The organism is Rothia nasimurium, assembly GCF_042660305.1.
In the GTDB taxonomy this organism is placed as follows: domain Bacteria; phylum Actinomycetota; class Actinomycetes; order Actinomycetales; family Micrococcaceae; genus Rothia; species Rothia nasimurium.
Map to the genome: position 1 here is coordinate 1 of NZ_JBHSTW010000016.1, position 21,069 is coordinate 21,069.

General features: G+C 59.2%; 16 protein-coding genes and 1 pseudogene. 5 read left to right on the forward strand and 12 right to left on the reverse strand.

All coding sequences use genetic code 11. The annotated features are described in order from the left end of the window. Window positions 1-40: 40 nt before the first annotated feature. The 9 genes from ACFP6B_RS06565 to ACFP6B_RS06605 form a co-directional block, all read right to left on the reverse strand. Entirely contained in the window at window positions 41-325 is a 285-nt protein-coding gene (locus tag ACFP6B_RS06565; RefSeq protein WP_377128405.1) for a hypothetical protein, read from the reverse strand. Between the two features lie 217 nt (window positions 326-542). Next, the gene (locus ACFP6B_RS06570) at window positions 543-2,036 is read right to left on the reverse strand and encodes a DUF1846 domain-containing protein (protein WP_237196639.1); all 1,494 of its coding nucleotides are present in this window, start codon (window positions 2,034-2,036) and stop codon (window positions 543-545) included. 77 nt (window positions 2,037-2,113) lie between these two features. Further along, window positions 2,114-2,845 (reverse strand): glycerophosphodiester phosphodiesterase family protein, encoded by a 732-nt coding sequence (locus ACFP6B_RS06575; protein WP_377128408.1) that lies wholly within the window; start codon window positions 2,843-2,845, stop codon window positions 2,114-2,116. 194 nt (window positions 2,846-3,039) lie between these two features. Then, window positions 3,040-4,311 (reverse strand): aminotransferase-like domain-containing protein, encoded by a 1,272-nt coding sequence (locus tag ACFP6B_RS06580; RefSeq protein ID WP_377128411.1) that lies wholly within the window; start codon window positions 4,309-4,311, stop codon window positions 3,040-3,042. A 2-nt stretch (window positions 4,312-4,313) separates the two neighbouring features. Beyond that, window positions 4,314-5,333: an agmatinase gene (gene speB / locus ACFP6B_RS06585; RefSeq protein WP_377128552.1), complete on the reverse strand. Its 1,020-nt coding sequence runs from the start codon at window positions 5,331-5,333 to the stop codon at window positions 4,314-4,316. A gap of 389 nt (window positions 5,334-5,722) precedes the next feature. Then, window positions 5,723-6,655 carry an aldose 1-epimerase family protein gene (locus tag ACFP6B_RS06590; protein WP_377128414.1) on the reverse strand — a complete coding sequence of 311 codons (933 nt, stop codon included), beginning with the start codon at window positions 6,653-6,655 and terminating at the stop codon, window positions 5,723-5,725. Between the two features lie 8 nt (window positions 6,656-6,663). Beyond that, window positions 6,664-7,998 carry a galactokinase gene (gene galK / locus ACFP6B_RS06595; protein ID WP_377128417.1) on the reverse strand — a complete coding sequence of 445 codons (1,335 nt, stop codon included), beginning with the start codon at window positions 7,996-7,998 and terminating at the stop codon, window positions 6,664-6,666. Between the two features lie 12 nt (window positions 7,999-8,010). Continuing rightward, on the reverse strand, window positions 8,011-9,135 hold the full coding sequence (galT, locus tag ACFP6B_RS06600; protein ID WP_237222880.1) for a galactose-1-phosphate uridylyltransferase: 1,125 nt from the start codon (window positions 9,133-9,135) through the stop codon (window positions 8,011-8,013). Then, the gene (locus ACFP6B_RS06605; protein ID WP_377128420.1) at window positions 9,132-9,902 is read right to left on the reverse strand and encodes a DeoR/GlpR family DNA-binding transcription regulator; all 771 of its coding nucleotides are present in this window, start codon (window positions 9,900-9,902) and stop codon (window positions 9,132-9,134) included. Before ACFP6B_RS06605 ends, galT begins: the two co-directional genes overlap by 4 nt. A 246-nt stretch (window positions 9,903-10,148) precedes the next feature. Between ACFP6B_RS06605 and ACFP6B_RS06610 the strand changes: the two genes are divergently transcribed. From ACFP6B_RS06610 to ACFP6B_RS06625, 4 genes and pseudogenes are all read left to right on the forward strand, one after another. Next, complete coding sequence (locus ACFP6B_RS06610) at window positions 10,149-13,214, forward strand: glycoside hydrolase family 2 TIM barrel-domain containing protein (RefSeq protein ID WP_377128423.1); 3,066 nt, start codon at window positions 10,149-10,151, stop codon at window positions 13,212-13,214. A 27-nt stretch (window positions 13,215-13,241) separates the two neighbouring features. Beyond that, window positions 13,242-14,651 (forward strand): MFS transporter, encoded by a 1,410-nt coding sequence (locus ACFP6B_RS06615; RefSeq protein ID WP_377128426.1) that lies wholly within the window; start codon window positions 13,242-13,244, stop codon window positions 14,649-14,651. A gap of 203 nt (window positions 14,652-14,854) precedes the next feature. Beyond that, window positions 14,855-15,064: pseudogene (locus ACFP6B_RS06620) on the forward strand (sodium:solute symporter); the annotation flags it as partial. 17 nt (window positions 15,065-15,081) lie between these two features. Then, entirely contained in the window at window positions 15,082-15,924 is an 843-nt protein-coding gene (locus tag ACFP6B_RS06625) for a GNAT family N-acetyltransferase (protein WP_377128429.1), read from the forward strand. A gap of 81 nt (window positions 15,925-16,005) precedes the next feature. Here ACFP6B_RS06625 and ACFP6B_RS06630 read toward each other — a convergent pair whose 3' ends face one another. Continuing rightward, window positions 16,006-17,064 (reverse strand): apurinic/apyrimidinic endonuclease family protein, encoded by a 1,059-nt coding sequence (locus ACFP6B_RS06630; protein ID WP_377128432.1) that lies wholly within the window; start codon window positions 17,062-17,064, stop codon window positions 16,006-16,008. A gap of 250 nt (window positions 17,065-17,314) precedes the next feature. Here ACFP6B_RS06630 and ACFP6B_RS06635 point away from each other — a divergent pair, with 250 nt between their 5' ends. Beyond that, window positions 17,315-18,964, forward strand: a complete 1,650-nt coding sequence (locus tag ACFP6B_RS06635; RefSeq protein WP_377128435.1) for a thiamine pyrophosphate-binding protein — start codon at window positions 17,315-17,317, stop codon at window positions 18,962-18,964. A gap of 117 nt (window positions 18,965-19,081) precedes the next feature. Here the strand turns inward: ACFP6B_RS06635 and ACFP6B_RS06640 are convergent, their stop codons facing one another. Both ACFP6B_RS06640 and ACFP6B_RS06645 read right to left on the reverse strand, forming a co-directional pair. Beyond that, complete coding sequence (locus ACFP6B_RS06640; RefSeq protein ID WP_377128438.1) at window positions 19,082-20,377, reverse strand: ABC transporter permease; 1,296 nt, start codon at window positions 20,375-20,377, stop codon at window positions 19,082-19,084. A 2-nt stretch (window positions 20,378-20,379) separates the two neighbouring features. Then, entirely contained in the window at window positions 20,380-21,069 is a 690-nt protein-coding gene (locus ACFP6B_RS06645) for an ABC transporter ATP-binding protein (protein ID WP_377128441.1), read from the reverse strand.

Consider the following 21,069-nt stretch of genomic DNA (forward strand, 5'->3'; position numbering starts at 1 on the left):
CTATTGTTTTTGGTGATCGGTTGCCGCAGGTGGCTGGTCGCTAGATTTGTTGTGGGTTTACACCGTTAATCTGACAGTCCCGTTCAGGTGCATCCATTCCGTTGGGAACCGCTATGTGGCGGGTTGATACCCGGTTAGAGAACAGTTCAGGATGTTCAAGGGCATACCGGACATCTTCATTTTTAAAGAGGGTGTAGCCCATGAATTCATCGTGAGCAACAGGGCACCGAGCGCGCAGGGAATCATAGGCTGCAATCTGGTCTTCTTGCACCTCAGGTGAGCGGGAGTTCCAGTCGTAGTGCGTTTCTTCAGTTTGTTGAGTCATTAGTCTCCCCTTCACAGCGGTAATTAGTATTAGATATGCAATATATTTCTATTTCGAAACTATCAGACCTACGCAGAAAACACACCCACCACCTTCGTATACTTGGCCACACCAGCTAACCCGCAGACCTTAAACAAGGACGCCGCCACCCGCTTTCCTGCCCTGAGGCAGGAAAGCGGGTGGTGCCGTCCTTACCCAGAAGCCCTACCGGGGAAGCCTAGCGCTTCTGGTAGAGGGCCTTCTTCTGGAACTTGGGATCAGAGGTGACCAGCATGCCCAGGGAGCGGAAGATCCCCTCGTCCACCGAACCCAAAATGGTGGTGGTGTGTACGTCAGCGCCACGCAGGTTCTTAATCTGCTCAAGGGCGGCGCGGGCATCCTCGTCGTGGGCCGCAGAGGTTGAGAGGGCAATCAGCACCTCGTCGGTGTGCAGGCGGGGGTTCTGGCTACCCAGGTGCAGGGTCTTCAGGCGCTGGATGGGTTCCAGGGCCTCGTTGGACAGCAGGTGCTTGTTGTCGTCCAGGCCTGCCAGGTGCTTGAGCGCATTGAGCAGGGCAACAGCCGAGCAGCCAAGCAGGTCGGTGGTCTTACCGGTGATAATGGTTCCATCTGCCAGCTCGATCGCCGCACCGGGGGCACCGGTGGTTTCTTCGCGCAGACGGGCGGGGGTGACAACCGGGCGGTCGGTTTCCTTGATACCGGCCTTGGCCATGACCACGGCAGCGCGGTCCGACTGGGTGGAATCCAGGCCGCCGCGGGCCTCGTCCACCAGGGCCTTGAAGTAGCGGCGGATAATCTCCTGCTCAGAGGCATAACGGCAGGCGGCGTCATCAGTGATGCAGTTACCGGCCATGTTCACGCCCATGTCGGTGGGCGACTGGTAGGGGGTAGTGCCGGTCATCTTCTGCAGCAACACCTTGAGCAGCGGGAAGGCCTCAACGTCGCGGTTGTAGTTGACGGTGGACTCACCGTAGGCGGTCAGGTGGAAGTGGTCAATGACGTTGGCGTCATCAAGGTCAACAGTGGCAGCCTCGTAGGCCAGGTTGACGGGGTGCTCCAGGGGTAGGTTCCAGATGGGGAAGGTTTCGAACTTGGCGTAGCCGGCCTTCACGCCGCGCTTGTTCTCGTGGTAGACCTGCGACAGGGCGGTTGCCAGCTTGCCGGAACCGGGGCCGGGAGCGGTAACAACCACCAGGTTACGGGTGGTTTCAGCGAACTCGTTGCGGCCCAGGCCGTCCTCGCTCACGATCAGGTCGGTGTTGGTGGGGTAACCGGGAATGACGCGGTGACGCGAAACCTTCAGGCCCAGGCGCTCCAGGCGCTGCTTGAAGGCAACGGCCTTGGCGTTGTCGTCCTCCATCTGGGTGAGCACCACGTGCTCGACCAGGAAGCCGCGCTCACGGAAGACATCGACCAGGCGGAGCACGTCGTCCTCGTAGGTAATGCCCAGGTCAGCGCGGATTTTGTTGCGCTGCAGGTCCTTGGCGTTGAGGCAGATGAGAATCTCTACCTCGTCGCGGATTTGCTCCAGCATCGCGATCTTGTTGTCGGGTGTGAAGCCGGGTAGCACACGGGAGGCGTGCATGTCGTCAAAGAGTTTGCCACCCATTTCGAGGTAGAGCTTGCCGCCGATTTCTTCGCGGCGCTCCTGGATGTGTCGAGACTGCATCTCGATGTACTTCTCACGGTCAAAACCAATTTTGTTCACCATGGAATTCAAGCCTATCAAGACCATGGGTGCGAGCGCCCGCGCCCCGACCGCGTGGCGGCGGTGAGAGCGGGCACGCTTTACTTCTCTAGGTGCAGCAGCCGCTCGGGGTAGTCGGTGAAGACGCCGGTGGCGCCCCAGTTTTTGAGCTCGTTGGCGCGGGCGGGGCTGTTGACCGTCCAGACGTTGACCTCGTACCCGGCTTCACGCAGGGCGCGGACGGCCGCGCGGGTCAGGCCCCGGTCTTCCAGGTGGGCGGCGCTGGCGTCGATGAGTTCTAGAACGGAGCGCCAGTCGGACTGGAACATCTCGGTGACGAAGAGGGCCCCCACCGCATACTGCGGGGCGCGGCGTTTGAACTCGGCCAGGAGCAGGTGGTTGAAGGAGGAGACGATCACCTCCCGCTCCGACTGCAGGTGGGCTAGCTCTTCGATTACTCTATCGATGAGTAGGCGGGAACGCTCTGCCCCCTGCTCGTTAGATTTCAGTTCGATATTGAGGTTGAGCCCGCGCTCATTGGCCAGCTCAATCAGCTGGGCCAGGGTGGGCACCGCCTCCCCCGCCGTGTCGGGCGAAAACCAGGCACCGGCGTCCGCCCCGGAAAGCTGCTCGGCGGTGTAGCCGTAGAGGGGGCCGGTGAGGTTGGTGGTGCGGTCGAGGTCGGTGTCGTGCAGCAGGACGGGCGTGCCACAGGCGGCGATGTCAACGTCGGTTTCGACCCAGGTCGCGCCGGAGTCAGCGGCGGCGGTGAAGGCGGCAAGGGTGTTTTCAGGGCGGGTTCCGGACGCCCCGCGATGAGCAAAAATACGCATGACACCAGTATGGGGCAGGGAGGTTAACGAAAGGTGCCCCCGCCATAGGCGTCTGCGCAGGGTTCTTGGGCTGTGTGCAGGGAAAACTCTGCACACAGCCCAAGAACCCTGCACAGACGAATGCGACCTCTTTTCCCGAGCGGGTGTTCATACATCACCCGCTCGGGAAAAGAGGTCGCATTCGACAAAGGGCTCTAGCCCTTCAGCACCTCAGCTAATCTCCTCACACCCTCGGTCAGAGCGTCCGGCTCAATCGCTGAGAAAGCGATACGCAACTGGTTGGCGCCGGGGTTGCGCGAAACACCATCTGAACCCACCACCGGCTCGTAGAAAGCCGAGCCGGGAATGAAGACCACACCGGCGTCAATCGCGGGGGCGAGGGCGTCCGTCGCGTCCTCATACTTGCCACCGGCGGGCAGGGTCAGCCAGGTGAAGAAACCACCCTCGGGTACCGTCCAGGTGGTTCCCTCGGGCATGTACTTCTCGCAGGCGTCCAGCACGGCCTTGCAGCGGGCCTCATACAGGGCGGCTGTGGCGCGGGTGTGGGACTCCCACAGGCCCTCGCTCATAAAGCCCAGCACCAGGCGCTGAGAGAGCACCGACGGGCAGATGGTTACGGCCTCGCCCGCAATCTGCAGGAACTTACGCACGCGGAAGGGCGCGACCATCCAGCCCACGCGCACGCCGGGTGAGAAAACCTTCGAGAAGGAGCCCAGGTAGAGCACGTTCTCAGGGTCCAGAGAATAGAGGGAGCGGCGGCGTTCCCCGGTGAAGGAGAGCTGGCCGTAGGGGTTATCCTCAACGATCAGCACGTCGGCTTCGCGGCAGACGCGCACCAGCTCGGCGCGGCGCTCGTCCGACAGGGAAATGCCGGTGGGGTTCTGGAAGTTGGGGATGGTGTAGAGGAACTTGACCTGCTTGCCCTCGGCTCGAATCTCTTCAATGGCCCGGGCGACGGCGGCCGGGTCAAGGCCGTCCGCGTCCAGGGGTACCTGGCGGACGTCCGCCTGATAGCCCTCGAAGACGCCCAGGGCGCCGGTGTAGGTGGGGCCCTCAGCCAGGATTACGTCGCCGGGGTTGACGAAGAGTTTGGTGGCGAGGTCCAGGCCCATCTGGGATCCCGCGGTCATCTGAATGTCATCGACCGCAGGGCGGGCACCCTCGGACTCCATAAACTCGCAGACCAGCTCAGCCAGGGCTTCCAGGCCAGCGCCTGAGCCGTACTGCAGAACTTCCAGGCCCTCTTCTTCGATAATGCGGGCGCTCATGGCCCCGAGTCGGTCAAGGGGCAGAAGATCGAGGTCGGGGTTACCGCCGGCCAGGGAGATAATGCCGGGGCGCATGGCTACCTCAAAAACATCGCGCACAGCGGACGGGCGGAACCCAGCGGCGCGGTCAGCGAAGTGGCGCATGATGCGGGCTTCAGCCGGGTTAGCTTCGGCCAGTAGGGCTGCAATCTTACTCATGGTTACTCCTTACCCCCGTAGGTAATATCAGCGACGCCGGCCGCCGGGGAGATCGGCTCAGCCCCCACACCGGCAGCCTGTAGGGAAATGAGTTCGTAGACGGTGTGGGCAGCGGCAATGCCGGTCAGTTCGGCATGGTCGTAGGCCGGGGACACCTCAACCACCTCGGAGCCCACCAGGTTGAGTCCGCGCAAGCCACGTAGGATTTCCAGCAGTTCGCGGGAGGTGATGCCACCGGCTTCGGGGGTGCCGGTGCCGGGAGCGTGGGCGGGGTCAAGCACGTCGATGTCGATAGAAATGTAGAGGGGCCTATCACCAATGCGCTCGCGGAGCAGCTTGACCACCTTCTGCACGCCCAGGTAGTAGACATCCGCGCTGGTGACGATGCCGAAGCCGAAGCGGGCATCGTCCTCCAGGTCTTCGGTGCCGTAGAGGGGGCCACGAGTGCCCACGTGGCAGAGGGCCTCGGTGTCCAGCAGGTCTTCTTCAAAGGCGCGGCGGAAGGGGGTGCCGTGGGTGTATTCAGCGCCGAAGTAGGTGTCCCAGGTGTCCAGGTGGGCATCAAAATGCAGCAGGGCGATTTTGCCGTGCTTCTTGGCCAGGTTGCGCAGGTTAGCCAGGGCGACGGTGTGGTCGCCGCCGATGGTGACCAGACGGGCCCCGTCCTTGGTCAATTCGTGGGCTCCGGCCTCAAACATGGCCAAGGCTTCTTCAATGTTGAAGGGATTGCCGATGATGTCACCGGCATCAGCCACCTGGGCCTCCTTGAAGGGGGAGATGTTGGCGGCAGGGTTGAAGGGGCGCAACAGGCGGGAGGATTCACGCACGTGGTTGGAGCCGAAGCGGGCACCGGGGCGGTAGGAAACACCGGAGTCCCAGGGCATACCTGCCACCACGATGTCGGCTTTCTCGACCTGGTCGAGGCGGGGCAGGCGGGCGAAGGTTGCAAGACCGGCCCAGCGGGGCACTTGGGCGGCATTGACGGGGCCGACGCGTTCGACGCCGTCGGCACCGGTGGCGATGACGCGGTTGGGGTCAGCTGAGAAGAAGGCTTGAGTCACGGGTTCTCCAAGAGGGTTAGGACGCGGGTAGCTGGCTTAGTGCGCGAGGCAGGTTGGGTGCGGGCTGAGCCCGGGGTTAGTGTGGCCGGGCACACTAGAATCGCTACCACTATAACCCGCCTGCGGGGCAGCGGCGGGGCAGGTTCTCCAGCTGGCAGGCCTGCGCTACCGATACTTATTCAGGTGCCGGTAAAGCTATGCCAAGCCTCCGGGGGTACCCGGGCGGGGGGCAAGCGTCCTTACCGCTCAGGGCGGGGGCGGAGGTGCATAAATTTGCAGCAGGGCGGGCATAAAAATATGAGGGCACTATGACGCAAAGTCCCACACTTTTATATGCAGCCGGTTTGCCCCTAGTCTTCTTGGATTCGCCACCAGCTGGTGTGGCTTTGGTGTGGTTCTAGTTCAATGAGGTCTGTGCCGCTGTTGAAGGCGTTTGCGGGGGCTGTCATGGGTTCAGCAGCAAGGGCTCGCCGCTGAGTTCCGTCTGTATAGAACTGCAACCATTCGATACCGTCTCCGATTGTTAGTCGGGTGGCTTCACCGTTGGGAGCGGTGAGGACGATGTGTGCTTCTCCAGCAGTTTTTTGGATTCCTCCAAAGGCGTGGTCGAGATTTATGCCCTTGAGGGGGAGTGTATCTGCGAGATTGAGGTCTTCGGTGAGGGGGAGTTCCTGGGTGGGAATCATGGATTCGTTGACCTTGAGGTAGGTAGAGACAGGAGCAGTGAGGTTCCATGAGTCGACTGCGCCGGGGGTTTCCTGTTCTGTGCCTGCCATGAGGTAGGGGTGTGCGCCGAGGGCGTAGGGGGCTGTTGTTTCTCCAGTGTTGAGTGCGGTGAAGGTTGTGGTGAGCCCTTGGGCAGTGAGGGTGTAGGTTGCGGTGAGTTTGAGGTGGAAGGGGTAGCCGGGTTGGGGTACTAGGTGGAGATTGGCAGTGACTGATGATGAGTCGGGGGTGTTAATTGCTTGGTTGAGTTCCCAGCGGGTCCAGTCAGCGAGTCCGTGGATTGCATTTCTAAGGGTGGGTTCATTGATGGGCAGCTGGTACTCGGCGCCCTTCCAGGTGTATCGGCCTTCTGCTATGCGGTTGGGCCAGGGGGCGAGGAGGGCACCTCGGGCGGCTTCTCGTATTTTGTGTGGTGGGGCGGGGAGTACGAGCTGGCGCCCTTTGGGGGAAGTGAGCGATGAGAGGTTGGCACCGACTTCGGTAATTATTGCTTGGTAGCCGGAGTGTTTGAGGGTGACTGCGGCTCCCTGTGGCTGGTTCTGGGTGGAGGTGGACATGGAGGGTCTTACTCCTTCTCCGCGGATCGGGAGGGGGTGGCTACCAAGAACTCTGGGGGATTGAAGCCTTCACGGTCGAATGCTTCTGCAACTGCTTCAGCGAGGTTCTCCAGGTTTTCAGTAGGAACCAGTGCAATAGCAGAGCCACCGAAGCCACCTCCTGTCATACGGGCTCCTAGTGCTCCTGCTTCGCGGGCGGCGTTAACTGCGGTGTCTAGTTCGGGGCATGAGACTCGGTACTGGTCACGGAGGGAGTCGTGGGAGGCGTTGAGGAGTTCACCGAGCTTTTCCCATACGTCATCGGCTGGTGAGTTTACGTTGTCGAAGAGGGCGATACATTCTTCAACGCGGGCAATTTCGGTCCAGACATGGCGTAGGGCATCACGGATTACTGCCCGGTCTGTTCCGTCGGGCAGGTTGTAGGAGTCTACGTTGTTATCCCACTGTTCGATGAGTTCTTGGGCTTCTTTGAGGGTGGGGGTTCCTTGGAAAGCGTCTCGGAGGTGGTTCACGCCCAGGGCTTCGCGGGCAACCTCGGTTGCTGCCCGTCGGGCGGCGTATTGCCCGTCGGAGAGGTTGTGGTAGGCACGGGTGTCTATCACGAGTACGGAGAGGTTGACTGAGACGACGTCGATGGTAAGAGGGCGGGTGGAGAAGTCGCGGCAGTCGATGGCGAGGACGGAGCCTTCTTCTGCACGGAGGGAAATTGATTGGTCCATGCCCCCTGTTGAGGCCCCTGCGATGTCGTTTTCTGCTTGGATACAGGCTGAGGCCAGTGCGGCACGTCCCTGGTCGGTGCTGGCGAGAAGTTCTCTAGTGGGCTGTTGGGCGGTTAGCAGGTCGTCAACGCCGAGAGCTACAGCGCACTCTAGGGCAGCTGATGATGAGAGTCCTGCACCCAGGGGGACGGAAGAGTCGATGGCGATGTTGGCGCCGAACCCTTCCGGCGAGAAACCAGCAAAATCGCCTTGCTTTTGCTGTTGCATAGCCCAGGGAACACCTGCAACGTAGGAGAGCCAGCCGGAGAGGGGCTGGGTGCCCACCTCAGCAAACTGAACGGTTTCAGTATTGTTATCAGGGGCGGTTGAACCGGCATCACCCTGAGCGGTGACTGCCGTAATTTTTCCGTCTTGGCAGGGGGTCATTGCTACGAAGGTGCGTTGGGGGAGGGCAAAGGGAAGGACGGTGCCACCGCAGTAGTCGATGTGTTCGCCCAGAAGGTTGACGCGCCCAGGGGCTGAGTACACTCCGTAAGGGGCTTCCCCAAAGGAAGTATAGAAGCGGTCTTCGACGTTCTTGCGGAGTGTCTGTGCAGGTACGGTGTTCTTCCAGATAGCAGGCATGGTGTGTTTCCTTTATGCGTCAGAAGCAAGTTCTTTGAATCGGGTGGCGATACGCTCGGGTGTGGTGTCAGATACCCACGCGGCCATAGCGGATTCTGAGCCAGCCAGGTATTTCATCTTTCCGGGGGCACGCAGGAGGGAGAAAACGTGGAGGTACATGCGTGAGACGTTTTTTCCGCCGATGACGGGGGCCTGGTGCCAGGCTGAGATATAGGGGAGTTTGTCTACCCCTTCGAAGAATTTGTCGAGTCGATGCAACAGGTCTAGGTACAGCTCGGTGAGTTCGTCTTTTTCTGCTTCGGTAAGTTCTGTGAAGTCACGAACCGGGCGTTTGGGCATGACCATAAGTTCTACAGGCCACTTGGCGGCATACGGTACATACGCCACAAAGGAGTCGGTTTTCCTAATGATTCGTTCTTCTGCTGCAAGTTCCGCAGCGAGAACATCTCCCAGGAGGTCTCCACCGGTTTCTGATGCCCATGCGTCTGCTCGCCGTGCAACAGAAGCTGTATAGGACGGCATGTAGGGGTAGGCGTAGATCTGACCGTGGGGGTGGGGCAGGGTTACACCAATTTCTTCTCCACGGTTTTCGAAAGGAAAGACCTGTACGACTCCGTCGAGGGCTGAGAGCTCCTTGGTGCGGTGGGTCCAAGCTTCTACAACGGTGCGTGCCCGTTCATAGCTGAGGGAGCCAAAAGAACCGTACTGGTCTGAGGTGAAGCTGATAACCTCGCAACGTCCACCTGGTGTGGTCTCCTTGAAAAGGGGCTCGTCTCGGAGGGTCTCTAGCGGCCCTTGCAGTGAAGGGAAACGGTTTTCAAAGACAACAACGTCATAGGATTCTTCCGGGATTTCACCGGGTACGGTTCCTACGCCAGCAGGTGCCAGGGGGTCCTCATCAGCAGGCGGCAGGAAGGTTCGGTTGTTGCGGTGAGCGGCGATAGCAATTGATTCGCCGGTCAGAGGGTCGGTACGCACGCAGGCAGCTTCGTGGGGAGGCAGAGTGCGAGGTTCCAGGGGGCGGGTATCGCGGATGGTTCGGGTTTTCCGGCCTGAGACGTAGGGTTCAGAGTCATCGAAGAAGATGATTTCTCGCCCGTCTGCGAGGGTTCCTTTAGTAACTTTTACGTTGGTCATGCGGTAATCACCTTAGCTACGTTGTCGGATAGGAAGTTGTGTCGTTCCTGGGTGAGTTCGTCGGTGACGACGGTGTCGATGTCTGCCCAGGAGGCAAACCGGGATAGCCCAGCCACATTCCATTTACTGGAGTCGAAAACAGCCACGGTGTCGTGGGCGTTTGCGATAAAAGTTCTGTTAGTACTGGTCTCGTTCATGTTGGGGGTGTACATGCCTTTCAGAGTCACCCCGTGAGCACCCAGAAACAGAACATCGATGTTGAGGTTTGCCAGGGTTGCGTCCGCAAGCGGTCCAACGAAGGCGTCAGAGGGTGTGCGCTCACCGCCGATAAGGAGCACTTTGGGCTTGTTCTTTGTATCAGCTAACCCGTGGAAGAAGTCAGAGACGGGGAGGGAGTTAGTGACGATAGTGAGGTTCTCAAGCTCTGTGCGGGCAGCTATTTCTTGGGCAAGGCGTGCACTGGTTGAGCCTCCGCCGATTGCAATTGACTGGCCGCTGCGGACTAGCTGGGCTGCGGCCTTTGCAATTTTTGCTTTCGACTCTGCGTTGAGCATGGTCTTCTCAGCAAAGATTGGCTCATGGGTAGATTCCGAGATGGTTGCACCTCCGTGAACCCTGATCAGTAACCCCTGTTCTTCTAGTTCTGCCAGGTCACGGCGAATCGTCATCGCAGATACATTCAGCAGGCCAGCCAGATCTTGGACCTGAACAGTGCCTTTTTCCTGTACTTTTGCAACGATTGCGTTGTGGCGTTGTTGAGCCAGCACTTAAACCTCACTCCGGTTGTAACGACTTCTTCTAAACTGAACAATATCAAACAAAAACGAGCATTTCCAGGGCTAAAGTGTGCTCAAAATGAGTTTTTTGAACAAAAAAGAACGATTTTTTGTTCACACATCTACACAAAGCAACAATTTTGAACTAATATGAACACCGTAGGGTTTGAACCTCAGCCCTCTCGATAGCAACAGGACCCGAGGTTCAGCCAATTCCATCAGGAAGGACAAGAGAGCATGTACCCCACCAAGCACCACGAGAGCCTCAACGTTCTCCACGAGAACGTCCTCGCTCCCCGGGCCTACTACGTCCCCGCCTCCCATGACATGGGCCCGCTGGTGAACAACCGTGAATCCTCCGACCGCTTCCTCAACCTCAATGGAACCTGGCAGTTCACCTACTTCAACGACGATTCCGAACTACCACAGGACTTCCACACTGCCACATACGCCCACACCGACGCGTCCCCCATCATCGTCCCGGGCGCCTGGCAAACCCAGGGCTTCGACACCCACCAGTACACCAACTTCAAATACCCCTTCCCTCTTGATCCACCCTTCGTACCCCACGAAAACCCCTGCGGTCTTTACACTCTAGACTTCCAGTACACCCAAGATCAGCAGGCCCCGCTCGCCCACCTCACCTTTGAAGGCGTTGATTCATGCTTCTACCTCTGGGTCAACGGAAGCTACATCGGCTACAGCCAGGTATCCCACGCAAGCAGCGAATTCGACATCACCGAATACCTCACCAACGGCTCAAACCGCCTCACCGTACTCGTCTACAAGTGGTGCGATGGCTCCTACCTCGAAGACCAGGACAAATTCCGCATGAGCGGCATCTTCCGAGACGTCTACATTCTCAGCCGCCCCCGCCACGCCCTCTACGACTACTTCATCACCACCAACCTCAACGAAAAAACCAGCGACGCGACCCTCAACATCGCGGCACGCTTCCTCAGCCAAGAAACACACACCACACTCACCCTCACCAACGCTGAAGGCGAAGAGGTAGCGAGCTCCACGCTCACACCCAATGCTGCCACCCCCAACTTCACTCACTCAGCAACCCTTCATATCCCTAACGCCCACACCTGGAACCCAGAAAACCCCTACCTCTACACCCTCCACCTAAAGACCCAGGACGAGGTCATCACCGAACGCGTGGGCGTCCGCACCATTCGCATTGAACACAATGTCATTCTGCTCAACGGCAAGCCCATCACCTTCCGCGGCGTAAACCGCCACGACTCCGACCCCGTCACCGGCCCAACCGTGGACTACAACCACATCAAACGCGACCTCGGACTCATCAAACAGCACAACTTCAACGCTATCCGTAGCAGCCACTACCCCAACTCCCCCTACTTCTACCAAATGTGCGATGAGTACGGGTTCCTCGTCATGAGCGAAGCCGACAACGAAAGCCACGGCACCCAGGTCCAGTACCTCGAAGATGGCTCCTTCGACAACCAGGTAAATCACTGGAACGAACGCATCTCAGACAACCCAGAATGGACTGAAGCAACACTCGACCGTGTCCAGCTCTGCGTGCTCCGCGAAAAGAACCGCCCCAGCATTGTCTCCTGGTCAGCAGGTAACGAATGCGGCTACGGCGTTACCCTCGAAGAGTCCCTCGCCTGGGTCAAGTCCTACGACACCACCCGAATCACCCAGTACGAAAGCGCCTACTACGACGACAAAAAGCGCCGCTACGACTACTCCAACATCGACCTCTACAGCCGCATGTACCCGCCCTTCGAGGACATCGAACAGTACCTCAACAGCAACCCCAATAAGCCCTTCCTCCTCGTCGAGTACGCCCACGCTATGGGCAACGGCCCCGGCAACCTCGAAGACTACTTCCAGGTCATCGACCAGAACCAGGCAATGTGCGGCGGCTTCGTTTGGGAATGGTGCGACCACGCCATCTACGCTGGTACCACCGAAAATGGCACACCCAAATACCTCTACGGCGGCGACCACGGCGAAGAAGTACACGACGGAAACTTCTGCATGGACGGCCTTGTCTATCCCGACCGCACTCCCCACGTTGGTCTCCTCGAATACCGCAACGTCTACCGCCCCCTCAGAGTCGTCTCCTTCGACACCGTATCCGGCTCCCTCACCCTCAAGAACTACCTTGACTTCACCGACGCACAAGAAGCCATAGAACTGAAATACACCTTCAGCCAGGACGGCATAGAAGTAGCATCAGGCACCTACCACTTTGAGCAGGCATTCCTCCCCCACCAAGAAACCACCATTAACCTTGAGGCACCTTCGCTCACCAGCGGACGCTGCTACCTCCACATCGAATACATTCTCAAGAAGGACCTCCCCCTACTTCCCACAGGCCTCTTCCTCGGCCGCGACGAAGTACCCGTCCACACCATCAACCCCACCCATGCCAAGGCACTAGATATTCTGGGCACCACCAACAACGCACAGAACCTCGCTGTAACCGAAACAGGTAAGCACTACACCGTCCAAGGCGATGGATTCACCTACACCTTCAACCGACGAACCGGTGTATTCGACCAGCTCTCCACCAAAGACCACAACCTCCTCACCCAGCCCATGAACATCAATATCTGGCGGGCACCCACAGATAATGACATGTACATCAAACTCAAATGGGCAGAAGCGCACTACCACCAGGCCTACTCAAGGGTCTACACCAGCGAATACACGCACACCGAAAACGGTGTCACCATCTCCTGCACCCTGAGCATGGTAGCCCCCACAGTGCAACCCATCTTCACCGGCACCGTCCTCTGGAACATCACAAACGACGGAAAAATCACCGCTCGATTCAACATCGAACGCGCCCCAGAATTCCCCGATCTCCCCCGCTTCGGAGTTCGCCTCTTCCTCGACAAGTCTTTTGCCGATGTTGAGTACTTCGGCATGGGTCCCCATGAAAGCTACAGCGACAAACATGAAGCAAGCTACCACGGCACCTTCCAATCTTCCGTCGAAGATCTCCACGAGGACTACATCATGCCGCAGGAAAACGGTAGCCGATTCGACTGCGACTACGTCCACCTATCAAGCCCCCACCATCAGCTCTCTGTAGCCTCCGAACACCCCTTCTCGTTCAGTGCCTCCCACTACACGCAGGAAGAGCTGACGAACAAAAACCATAATTTCGAGCTGGTCGAAGCCGACTCAACAGTCCTCTGCCTCGACTACGCCCACAACGGAATCGGGTCCAACAGCTGCGGCCCCGAAGTCTTAGACGAGTACAAACTCAACGCACAAAACATCAACTTTGGTTTCACTCTCGCCCCCACCCTATAGCGCGAGAAACAGGCAAAAGGTAACACAATGAAAGAAACAAAATACCTGAAATGGTACAACGTAGTAGGTTACGGTTCCGGCGATGTTGCCGGCAACGTGGTCTACGCCTTCCTCGCATCATTCGTGATGATTTACCTTACCGACACGGTAGGACTCAACCCAGGAATTATCGGCACCCTCATTCTTGTCTCCAAGATTTTTGACGGCGTTTCCGACCTCTTCTTTGGGGCAATGATCGACAAAACCAACACCCGCATGGGTAAAGCACGCCCCTGGATGTTCTGGGGCTACGTCGGCTGCGCCGCAATGATTATCGCCATCTTCGCGATTCCGCCATCACTCGGTGATTTCGCCCAGTACGCCTGGTTCTTCATCGCCTACACCCTCCTCAACGGCGTGTTCTACACCGCCAACAACATTGCCTACTCCGCACTCACCTCACTCATCACCAAGAACGGTAACGAGCGCGTACAGATGGGTTCAACCCGCTTCATGTTTGCGTTCGGCACCAGCCTCCTCATTCAAAGCATCACCGTTCAAGGCGTCGAAATGTTCGGCGGCGGCGCAGAAGGCTGGCGCACCATCGCCATCATCTACGCCCTCATCGGCCTCGCCGTCAATACCCTCTCCGTCTTCTCCGTCAAGGAGCTCCCCAAATCAGTCCTTGAAGAAGAAACCCAGGCTATCCCCATCATTCACGAGAAGAACAACCCTGTTCCCGAGAAGTACAGCTTCAAAGAATCCCTCGGCCTGCTCGGAAGCAACAAGTTCTACCTCCTGATTCTTGCAGTCTTCCTGCTCAACCAGATTTTCAACACTACACTGAGCATGGGCATCTACTTCATGACCTATATCCTGGGTGATGCCAAGCTCCTCGGCCCCTTCGCCTGGGCTATCAACGTCCCCCTCATCATTGGCCTGCTCTTCACCCCCATCGTAGTGAAAAAATTCCAAGGCATGTACAAAATCAACGTCATCGGCTACATCATCGCGTTCGTTGCCCGCGTTCTTGTAATCGTGGCAGCCTACATGGGCAATATCCCCTTGATGCTGGTCTTCTCCGGTATTGCCTCCATCGGAATGAGCCCCCTCCAGGGCACCATCAACGCACTCATCGCTGAAGCCTCGGAATACACCTTCCTCTCCAAAAAGAAGAGGGTAGATGGAACCATGTTCTCCGCAACCTCACTGGGCGTCAAGATCGGTGGCGGTGTAGGCACTGCGCTCGCTGGCTGGCTACTCGCTTTCAGCGGCTACGTCGCTAACGCACCGGAGCAATCAGAATCTGCACTACAGATGCTCTACATCATGTACCTATGGATCCCGGCAGCGGTCAACCTCATCATTCTTCTCCTGCTCACCCAGCTTAAGGTGGAGAAAGCCAACAAGGAACTAAGGGAAAACGCACCTATCAATTACACGGTGCTCGACAAGTAAAAGTATTCTGCTGAACCCCAAAAGCGTTGCACGCCATTCCCCTGGCGTGCAACACTTTTATGCGGTTATTAGGTATTCCTCGTATCGAGGTCAGCGGGGAATCTACAAACGCCTTCCTAGGCTCACCAACAATTTCTATATGTGACAACCATCGCGTATGCTACATCACGACCTTAAAGCCGTATCACCACGAAAGGCGACCCATGAACCTCGCCATTATCCTGCTTTACCTCGGTGCCCTCGTTTTCTTCGGGTACCTCGGCAAGCGCCGCGCCAACAGTACCGAAGACTTCCGTGTTGCAGGTCGCCGCCTAGGGCCCGTCCTCTATACCGGCACCATGAGCGCGGTAGTGCTGGGCGGGGCCTCAACCGTGGGCGGTGTGGGCCTGGGCTATACCTATGGCCTGGCAGGAACGGCTGAATAGCTAGCATGCACCTGACCTTCTCCAGCGCCCCGGCCAACCACCGGGAGCAACTACCCGACTGGGCGCAAGCCGTGTATTTTGAGGATTTCACGCGCGATGACCACACCCGCTGCCTGCTGGCGCATAGTGAAGGGCAGCTGGTGGGGATTGTTGCCTGGTGGACGGCCCGCGCCCACCACACCCGCTACGAGCTCCAGCTTGCGGTGGCGCCCCATCTGCGGCGTCAGGGCATAGGTACTGCCCTCTACCGGCAGGCGCGGGCGCAGGCGTCCGCTCCCCTACCCTTCTTCATGCGTGACTACCTGGGCGAACCTACCCTGCACTTAGCCGACTCGCTGGGTGCCCAGACTCTTCAGATGGTTCCGCCCGCCGCCGTGCCCACCGGCTCAGCGCAGAACCTGCGGGAGCACGCGTCCGCCCGCTCTGCACGCAGCGTGAGCTACCCAGAATTCGAGCAGGCCTACGTCGATTTTTACGAGTGGACGCACGCCAGCTGGCACCCCGTATCGGGCGACCACCGGCCGGTGCTGGCCCGCCATGCCGCCGAGACCTACAACGATTACTCGTCAATCGCGGTGGACGCCGCCGGGCAGGTGCACGCGGTCATAGCGGTTTTTCCCGGTGACCAGCCTGAACTCTGCGGAGAGACAACCACCCCAGCCCCTGATCAGGGGGATCTGCTCTTAGAGGCCTGCCTGCGGCGCTCCCTCGAAAAACTAGGTGAAGCGGGGCACAGCACGGTCGAGGCCGATGGGCATATCTCAGACCCCCATCTCTTCCCTGCCTGGGCTAAAACCGGAGCGAGCGGACGCTGGTACCGGCTAGTGGAGATACCTGCCGAACCATAGCATCAGCTTGTGCAGGCATCCTGGGCTCTGTGCACAGAAAAACCTGCACAGAGCCCAAGAAACCTGCACACCCCGCCGTATTTACTGGTAGGTCACCACATAGGGCTTGGGGGTGAGGGCATAGGTCTGGGCTGGGGTCAGGGTGGGGGTGTCCTCATCGTAGAAGTTCTTCCAGGAGGGCTTAATGGCCGGGTCGAGATCGCGAATCAGCTCCTGGTAGGTTGAGTTTTTGAGTTCAGGGGTGCCGTGGCCGTCCGCATGCAGGGTGAGGGCCAGCTCGGGGTGGCTCGTATCGAGTGCCGCCCGGTTAGTAATCATGGAGTGCGTGAACTGGTGCAACACCACCATTTTCTGGGGCAGGCGATGCTTATCGGTGAGAGCTGCCAGATAGTCCAGGGTTTCATTGATTTCTGAGGCATCCACGGTGCCAATTTGTTGCAGGTGCACCTGGCCGGGGTAGATACGCCATTCGGGGTCGATACCCAGGCCAACATGGGGTTCCTTGAGCAACTCCTCATACTGCTTGACCTGCTCGGTGAAGGTGCTGCGACCCGGCTGGAAGTCCAAGATAACGTAAACCCCGCTCTTACGGGCTTCGTCGATGAGCGGGCGCAAGCTGTCTATGGTTGCCTCATCGGAGTAGTCGCCGTCAGGTCCGGGGGCAGAGCTTGCCACGGTAGCAATGATTTCAAAGGCGGGGATGACCTTCTCGTCGCTGTGCACCTGGTATTCAGCGGCAAGGTTTTTGACGCGAGCAACAGATTCAGCCGGTCCCTGTTCACCAAGCACTCCCAGGGAGGGGCCCCCGGGGTTGCCGTAGAGCGCCACGTAGCGGTGAGCAAAAATATGGTCGCCGCCACCGAGCACCTCGCTCTTGGGGGCGTTAGCCCGCGGTTGGGCTTGCACAGAGGCGGACGCGCTAGCACTTGCCGAGGGACTAGCGGTCGATGCGGTAGGAGCGAGTGAGGACGCCGTCGCGCTAGCGCTGCTTGTGGGGCTGGGGGTTGCCGGGCTACTTACAACCACTGGCGGGCTGGCAGTTTCAGGGGCGGTTTCTTGACCTGAAGTGCTTGAGCACCCTGCCAGAGCAAGGGCAGAGAGGGTTATAAGGGTAAGAAGGTGGGTGTGGCGAGTGGGCATGGTGTCCTAGGAATTGACTGCAAGTTCTTTAATCAGTCTACTGAATACCAGTCTGGCCGTCACTCTATTACACAGCCCCCTCAGACAGGTGCCTGCCCCCACCGGAGCACCCAGCCAAGCCGCCAGGGGTGTCCACTCATAAACATACTGTGCTTCGCATAACATTTCAGGTGCGAAAATCCCGCATATCTATGCATTGACCCCGTATGCTAAAGCGGAAGCCCGCACCCCGCGCCCACGAAAGGCCACCATGACTCACCCATCACTTCCCGATCGTTCCGGTGAAACCACCGAGCCCCGCCGCAACGCCGGCTACGCCATTCTGGCAACCCTGCGCAACTACGGCATCGACACCGTTTTTGGTATCCCCGGTACCCATAACCTGGAGTTCTACCGCCACCTTGAAGAACTCGACATCCACCCCGTAACCACCCGCCACGAGCAGGGTGCCTCCTACGGGGCAGATGGCTGGTCGCTGACCCGCGGGCTACCCGGCGTCGTCATCACCACCTCGGGCCCCGGTCTACTCAACTCGCTCTCGGGTGCTGCCACCGCCTACGCCGAGTCGCGCCCCATGATTATCCTGTCGCCCGGCCGCCCCGTGGGGCACGAATTCCGCGACATCGGCGCCCTGCACGAGACCAAGAACCCCACCGGTGCCGTCAACTCCATCGTCGAGTTCTCCCGCCGCGTCAACTCCGCCGAAGAAGCCGTGGACATCGTCCACAACGCCTTCCGCTCTTTCGCCCACAACCGTCCGCGCCCCATCCACATTGAGGTGCCCCTCGACGTACTCGAACGCGACGTCGAACTCGACCCCGCTATCTTGCAGGCCCGCCCCCTGGGCAAGCCCCAGCCCGCCCCGGCTGACGACGTGCGCGAGGCAGCCCGCATGCTAGCAGAGTCCAAGAAGCCCATCATCGTCGCAGGTGGCGGCTCTATCGGGGCAGCAGCAGACCTACTCCGCCTGGCTGAAACTCTCGAAGCGCCCGTCATCACCTCGGTCAACGGCAAGGGCGCCATCCCCGAAAAGCACCGCCTCTCCCTGGGCGCTGACCTGCGGCTGAGCGCCGCCCACGCCTTCTGCCGTGAGGCTGATGCCATGCTCATCATCGGCTCCAAGATTGGTGAAGCCGAGCTTTGGGACGGCGACATCCGCCCCGCTGGCCCCGTCATTCGCATTGACATCACCCGCGACCAGATGCTGACCAATATCACCCCCGACATTGAGCTACCCGGCAACTCCAAAGCCGTCATTCCCCAGCTTCTGGACGCGCTGGCCGAGCTTGGTCTGGCCCCCGGCTCCCGCGAGCCCCGCGACCTGCAAGACATCTTCGATGCCCTCGACAACGAAGGCCGCGCTATCGCCCCCGAACTGGCCGAGCTCAATGAGAAGATTATGGAGATCCTGCCCGAGGACACGATCATCGCCGGTGATTCCTCCCAGGTCACCTACATGGGCACCACCACCTTCTACCGGGCCGCCCGCCCCAACTCCCTGCTCTACATGGCAACCTACGCCACCCTGGGCTACGGCCTGCCTGCCGCTATCGGTGCCAAGGTAGCCGCGCCCGAACGTCCGGTGGTCTGTCTGCTGGGCGACGGCGCCCTCATGTTCGCCATCCAGGAGCTCATGACCGCTGTTGAACAGCAGCTTGACCTACCCATTATCTGCGTGGAGAACGGCGGCTACGGCGAGATCCGCCAGAACGAACGCGACCGCGGCATCGCCCCTGTGGCCGTGGACCTGGTACAGCCCGACTGGGTCAAGCTAGCCGAGGGCTTCGGCGCTACCGGCTTCTCAGCCACCATGGAGACCCTGGCCGAGACTGTCCAGCAGGCCCTGGCCACTCCCGGGCCCTCGGTGGTGCACCTGAAGATTGGTGAGACCCTGCTCTAGGCGTAGCTAGCGCAAAGAGATAAGGACGTCGCCCCCACCCCCTACCAATTGGCAGAAAGGTGCGGGGCGGCGTCCTCGATTTTTATCCGCTTACCGGGTAAAGGCTAGGCAGGCGGGCTACTCGTAGCGCAAGGCATCGATGGGGTCAAGCTTAGCTGCCTTATTAGCCGGGTAGTAGCCGAAGAAGAGGCCAATCGCCAGGGAGAAGCCCAGGGCTAGGAGCACGGCACTGAGCGGTGGGAAGACGAAGGTGCCCAGCATATTGGACCCCAGCATGCCCAAGCCACCACCGATGAGAACACCGAGGATACCGCCGACCAGGCAAACCATCATAGCCTCAACCACGAACTGTAGGCGGACTGCCCCCCGCGTTGCCCCCAGGGCCTTGCGGATACCGATTTCGCGGGTCCGTTCGGTGACGGTCACAAGCATAATGTTCATAACACCAATGCCACCTACCAGCAGCGAGATACCGGCAATGGCCGAGATAGCTGCGCTGATGCCGTCTAGCACCGCGTTGAAGGACTGAGTCCTGGCAGAGAAGTCCTGAATTTCAGCCATAAACTGGTCGTCACTACGGTACATGCTGGTCAGGTGAGCCTGGAGCAGGGCCTTAACCTGCCCCAGGTCCTTACCCTCTGCCGGGCGCACGGTAATGCTGACCCAACCGTCACTGTTATAGGAGTCCACATCAGCCGCCGCAGAAATTGGCATGTACATCGAACCTGGGCCGGTGAAGGAAAAAATTCCGCTCCCGAGAGGTGCAGTCTGGTACACCCCCACTACCAGAACCGTGCGTGAGATAGCCCCGGCCTGCAGGTCAATTTCACTTCCTACTGCTTCCTGGGGGTTGCCAAAAAGCGGACCTACCTGATCCGTTGAGAGCAGGGCAACGGGCCGCTTGGTGTCTATGTCCGCCTGGGTCAGGGAACGCCCCGCCACCAGGGTGACCGGGTTAAGTTCTAGGTAGTCCATATTGACGAACTGGACGTTAGTGTAGGGTGCCTCGTTCTCACCGGCGACCAGGTTCACACCAAAGTAGGAGTTTGACCCGATAGGAATGCCTGCGATGTTATCGCCCAGGGCTTCCTTGAGACGAGTGATGTCTTCCTCATCAAACTTGGATTCCGCTGAGGGCTCGCTCCCTTCCCCGCCAGGCATACCCATAGCCCTGGGACCTGAGGTCAGGCCCGCCTCCTTCTGCTCCTCGGTGGGGCGTTGTACCACGTTCACCATCAGGTCATTAGCGCCGGAGCTGACAATCGACCTAGAAGCCTGGGTCTTGAGCGAGTGTCCCAGGGTCAGAATCGTAATGACCGAAGCAATACCCACGATGATGCCAAGCAAGGTGAGGAAGGAGCGCATCTTGTTATTGCGTAGGCTCCCTAGGGCCAGGGAGATCGATTCAGACACGTTCATTGCGAGACCTCCTCTGTAATCCGACCATCGACCATGGTGACAATGCGGTGGGTCTCGGCCGCCAGTTCGGGGTTATGGGTAATGAACACGATGGTCTTGCCCTGCTCCTGGTTGAGCTGGTGAAAAAGATCCATGACCATGCGCCCAGTCTGGGAGTCCAGGGCACCGGTAGGTTCATCGGCCAGGAGTAGGGGTGGATCATTGGCCAGGGCGCGGGCGATAGCGACGCGCTGCTTCTGGCCGCCCGACAGGGCCGCAGGGCTGTGATCCATACGGTCGGCCATACCCACCTGCTCCAGCAGGTAGGTGGCACGTTCGCGACGGTCACGGGGGGCCATACCGGCGTACATCATGGGCATTTCCACGTTCTTGAGGGCAGAAATACGGCCCACCAGGTTGAAACTCTGAAAGATGAACCCGATGTTCTGGCTACGGTAGTAGGCCAGCGCATCGTCACTGAGTGAGGGGATATTCTCGCCCGCGAAGGTGTAGTGCCCGTAGGTAGCTCGATCAAGCAAACCAATGATGTTCATCAGGGTGGTCTTACCCGAGCCAGACTGCCCCACCACCGATACAAACTCACCGCGATTAACGTGAAAATCAATGCCGGGCAGCACCGTGATGGCGCTAGGTTTTCCCAGGTTGAAGGTTTTGACGATGCCTCTCATATCAAGCAGAGTGCTCAT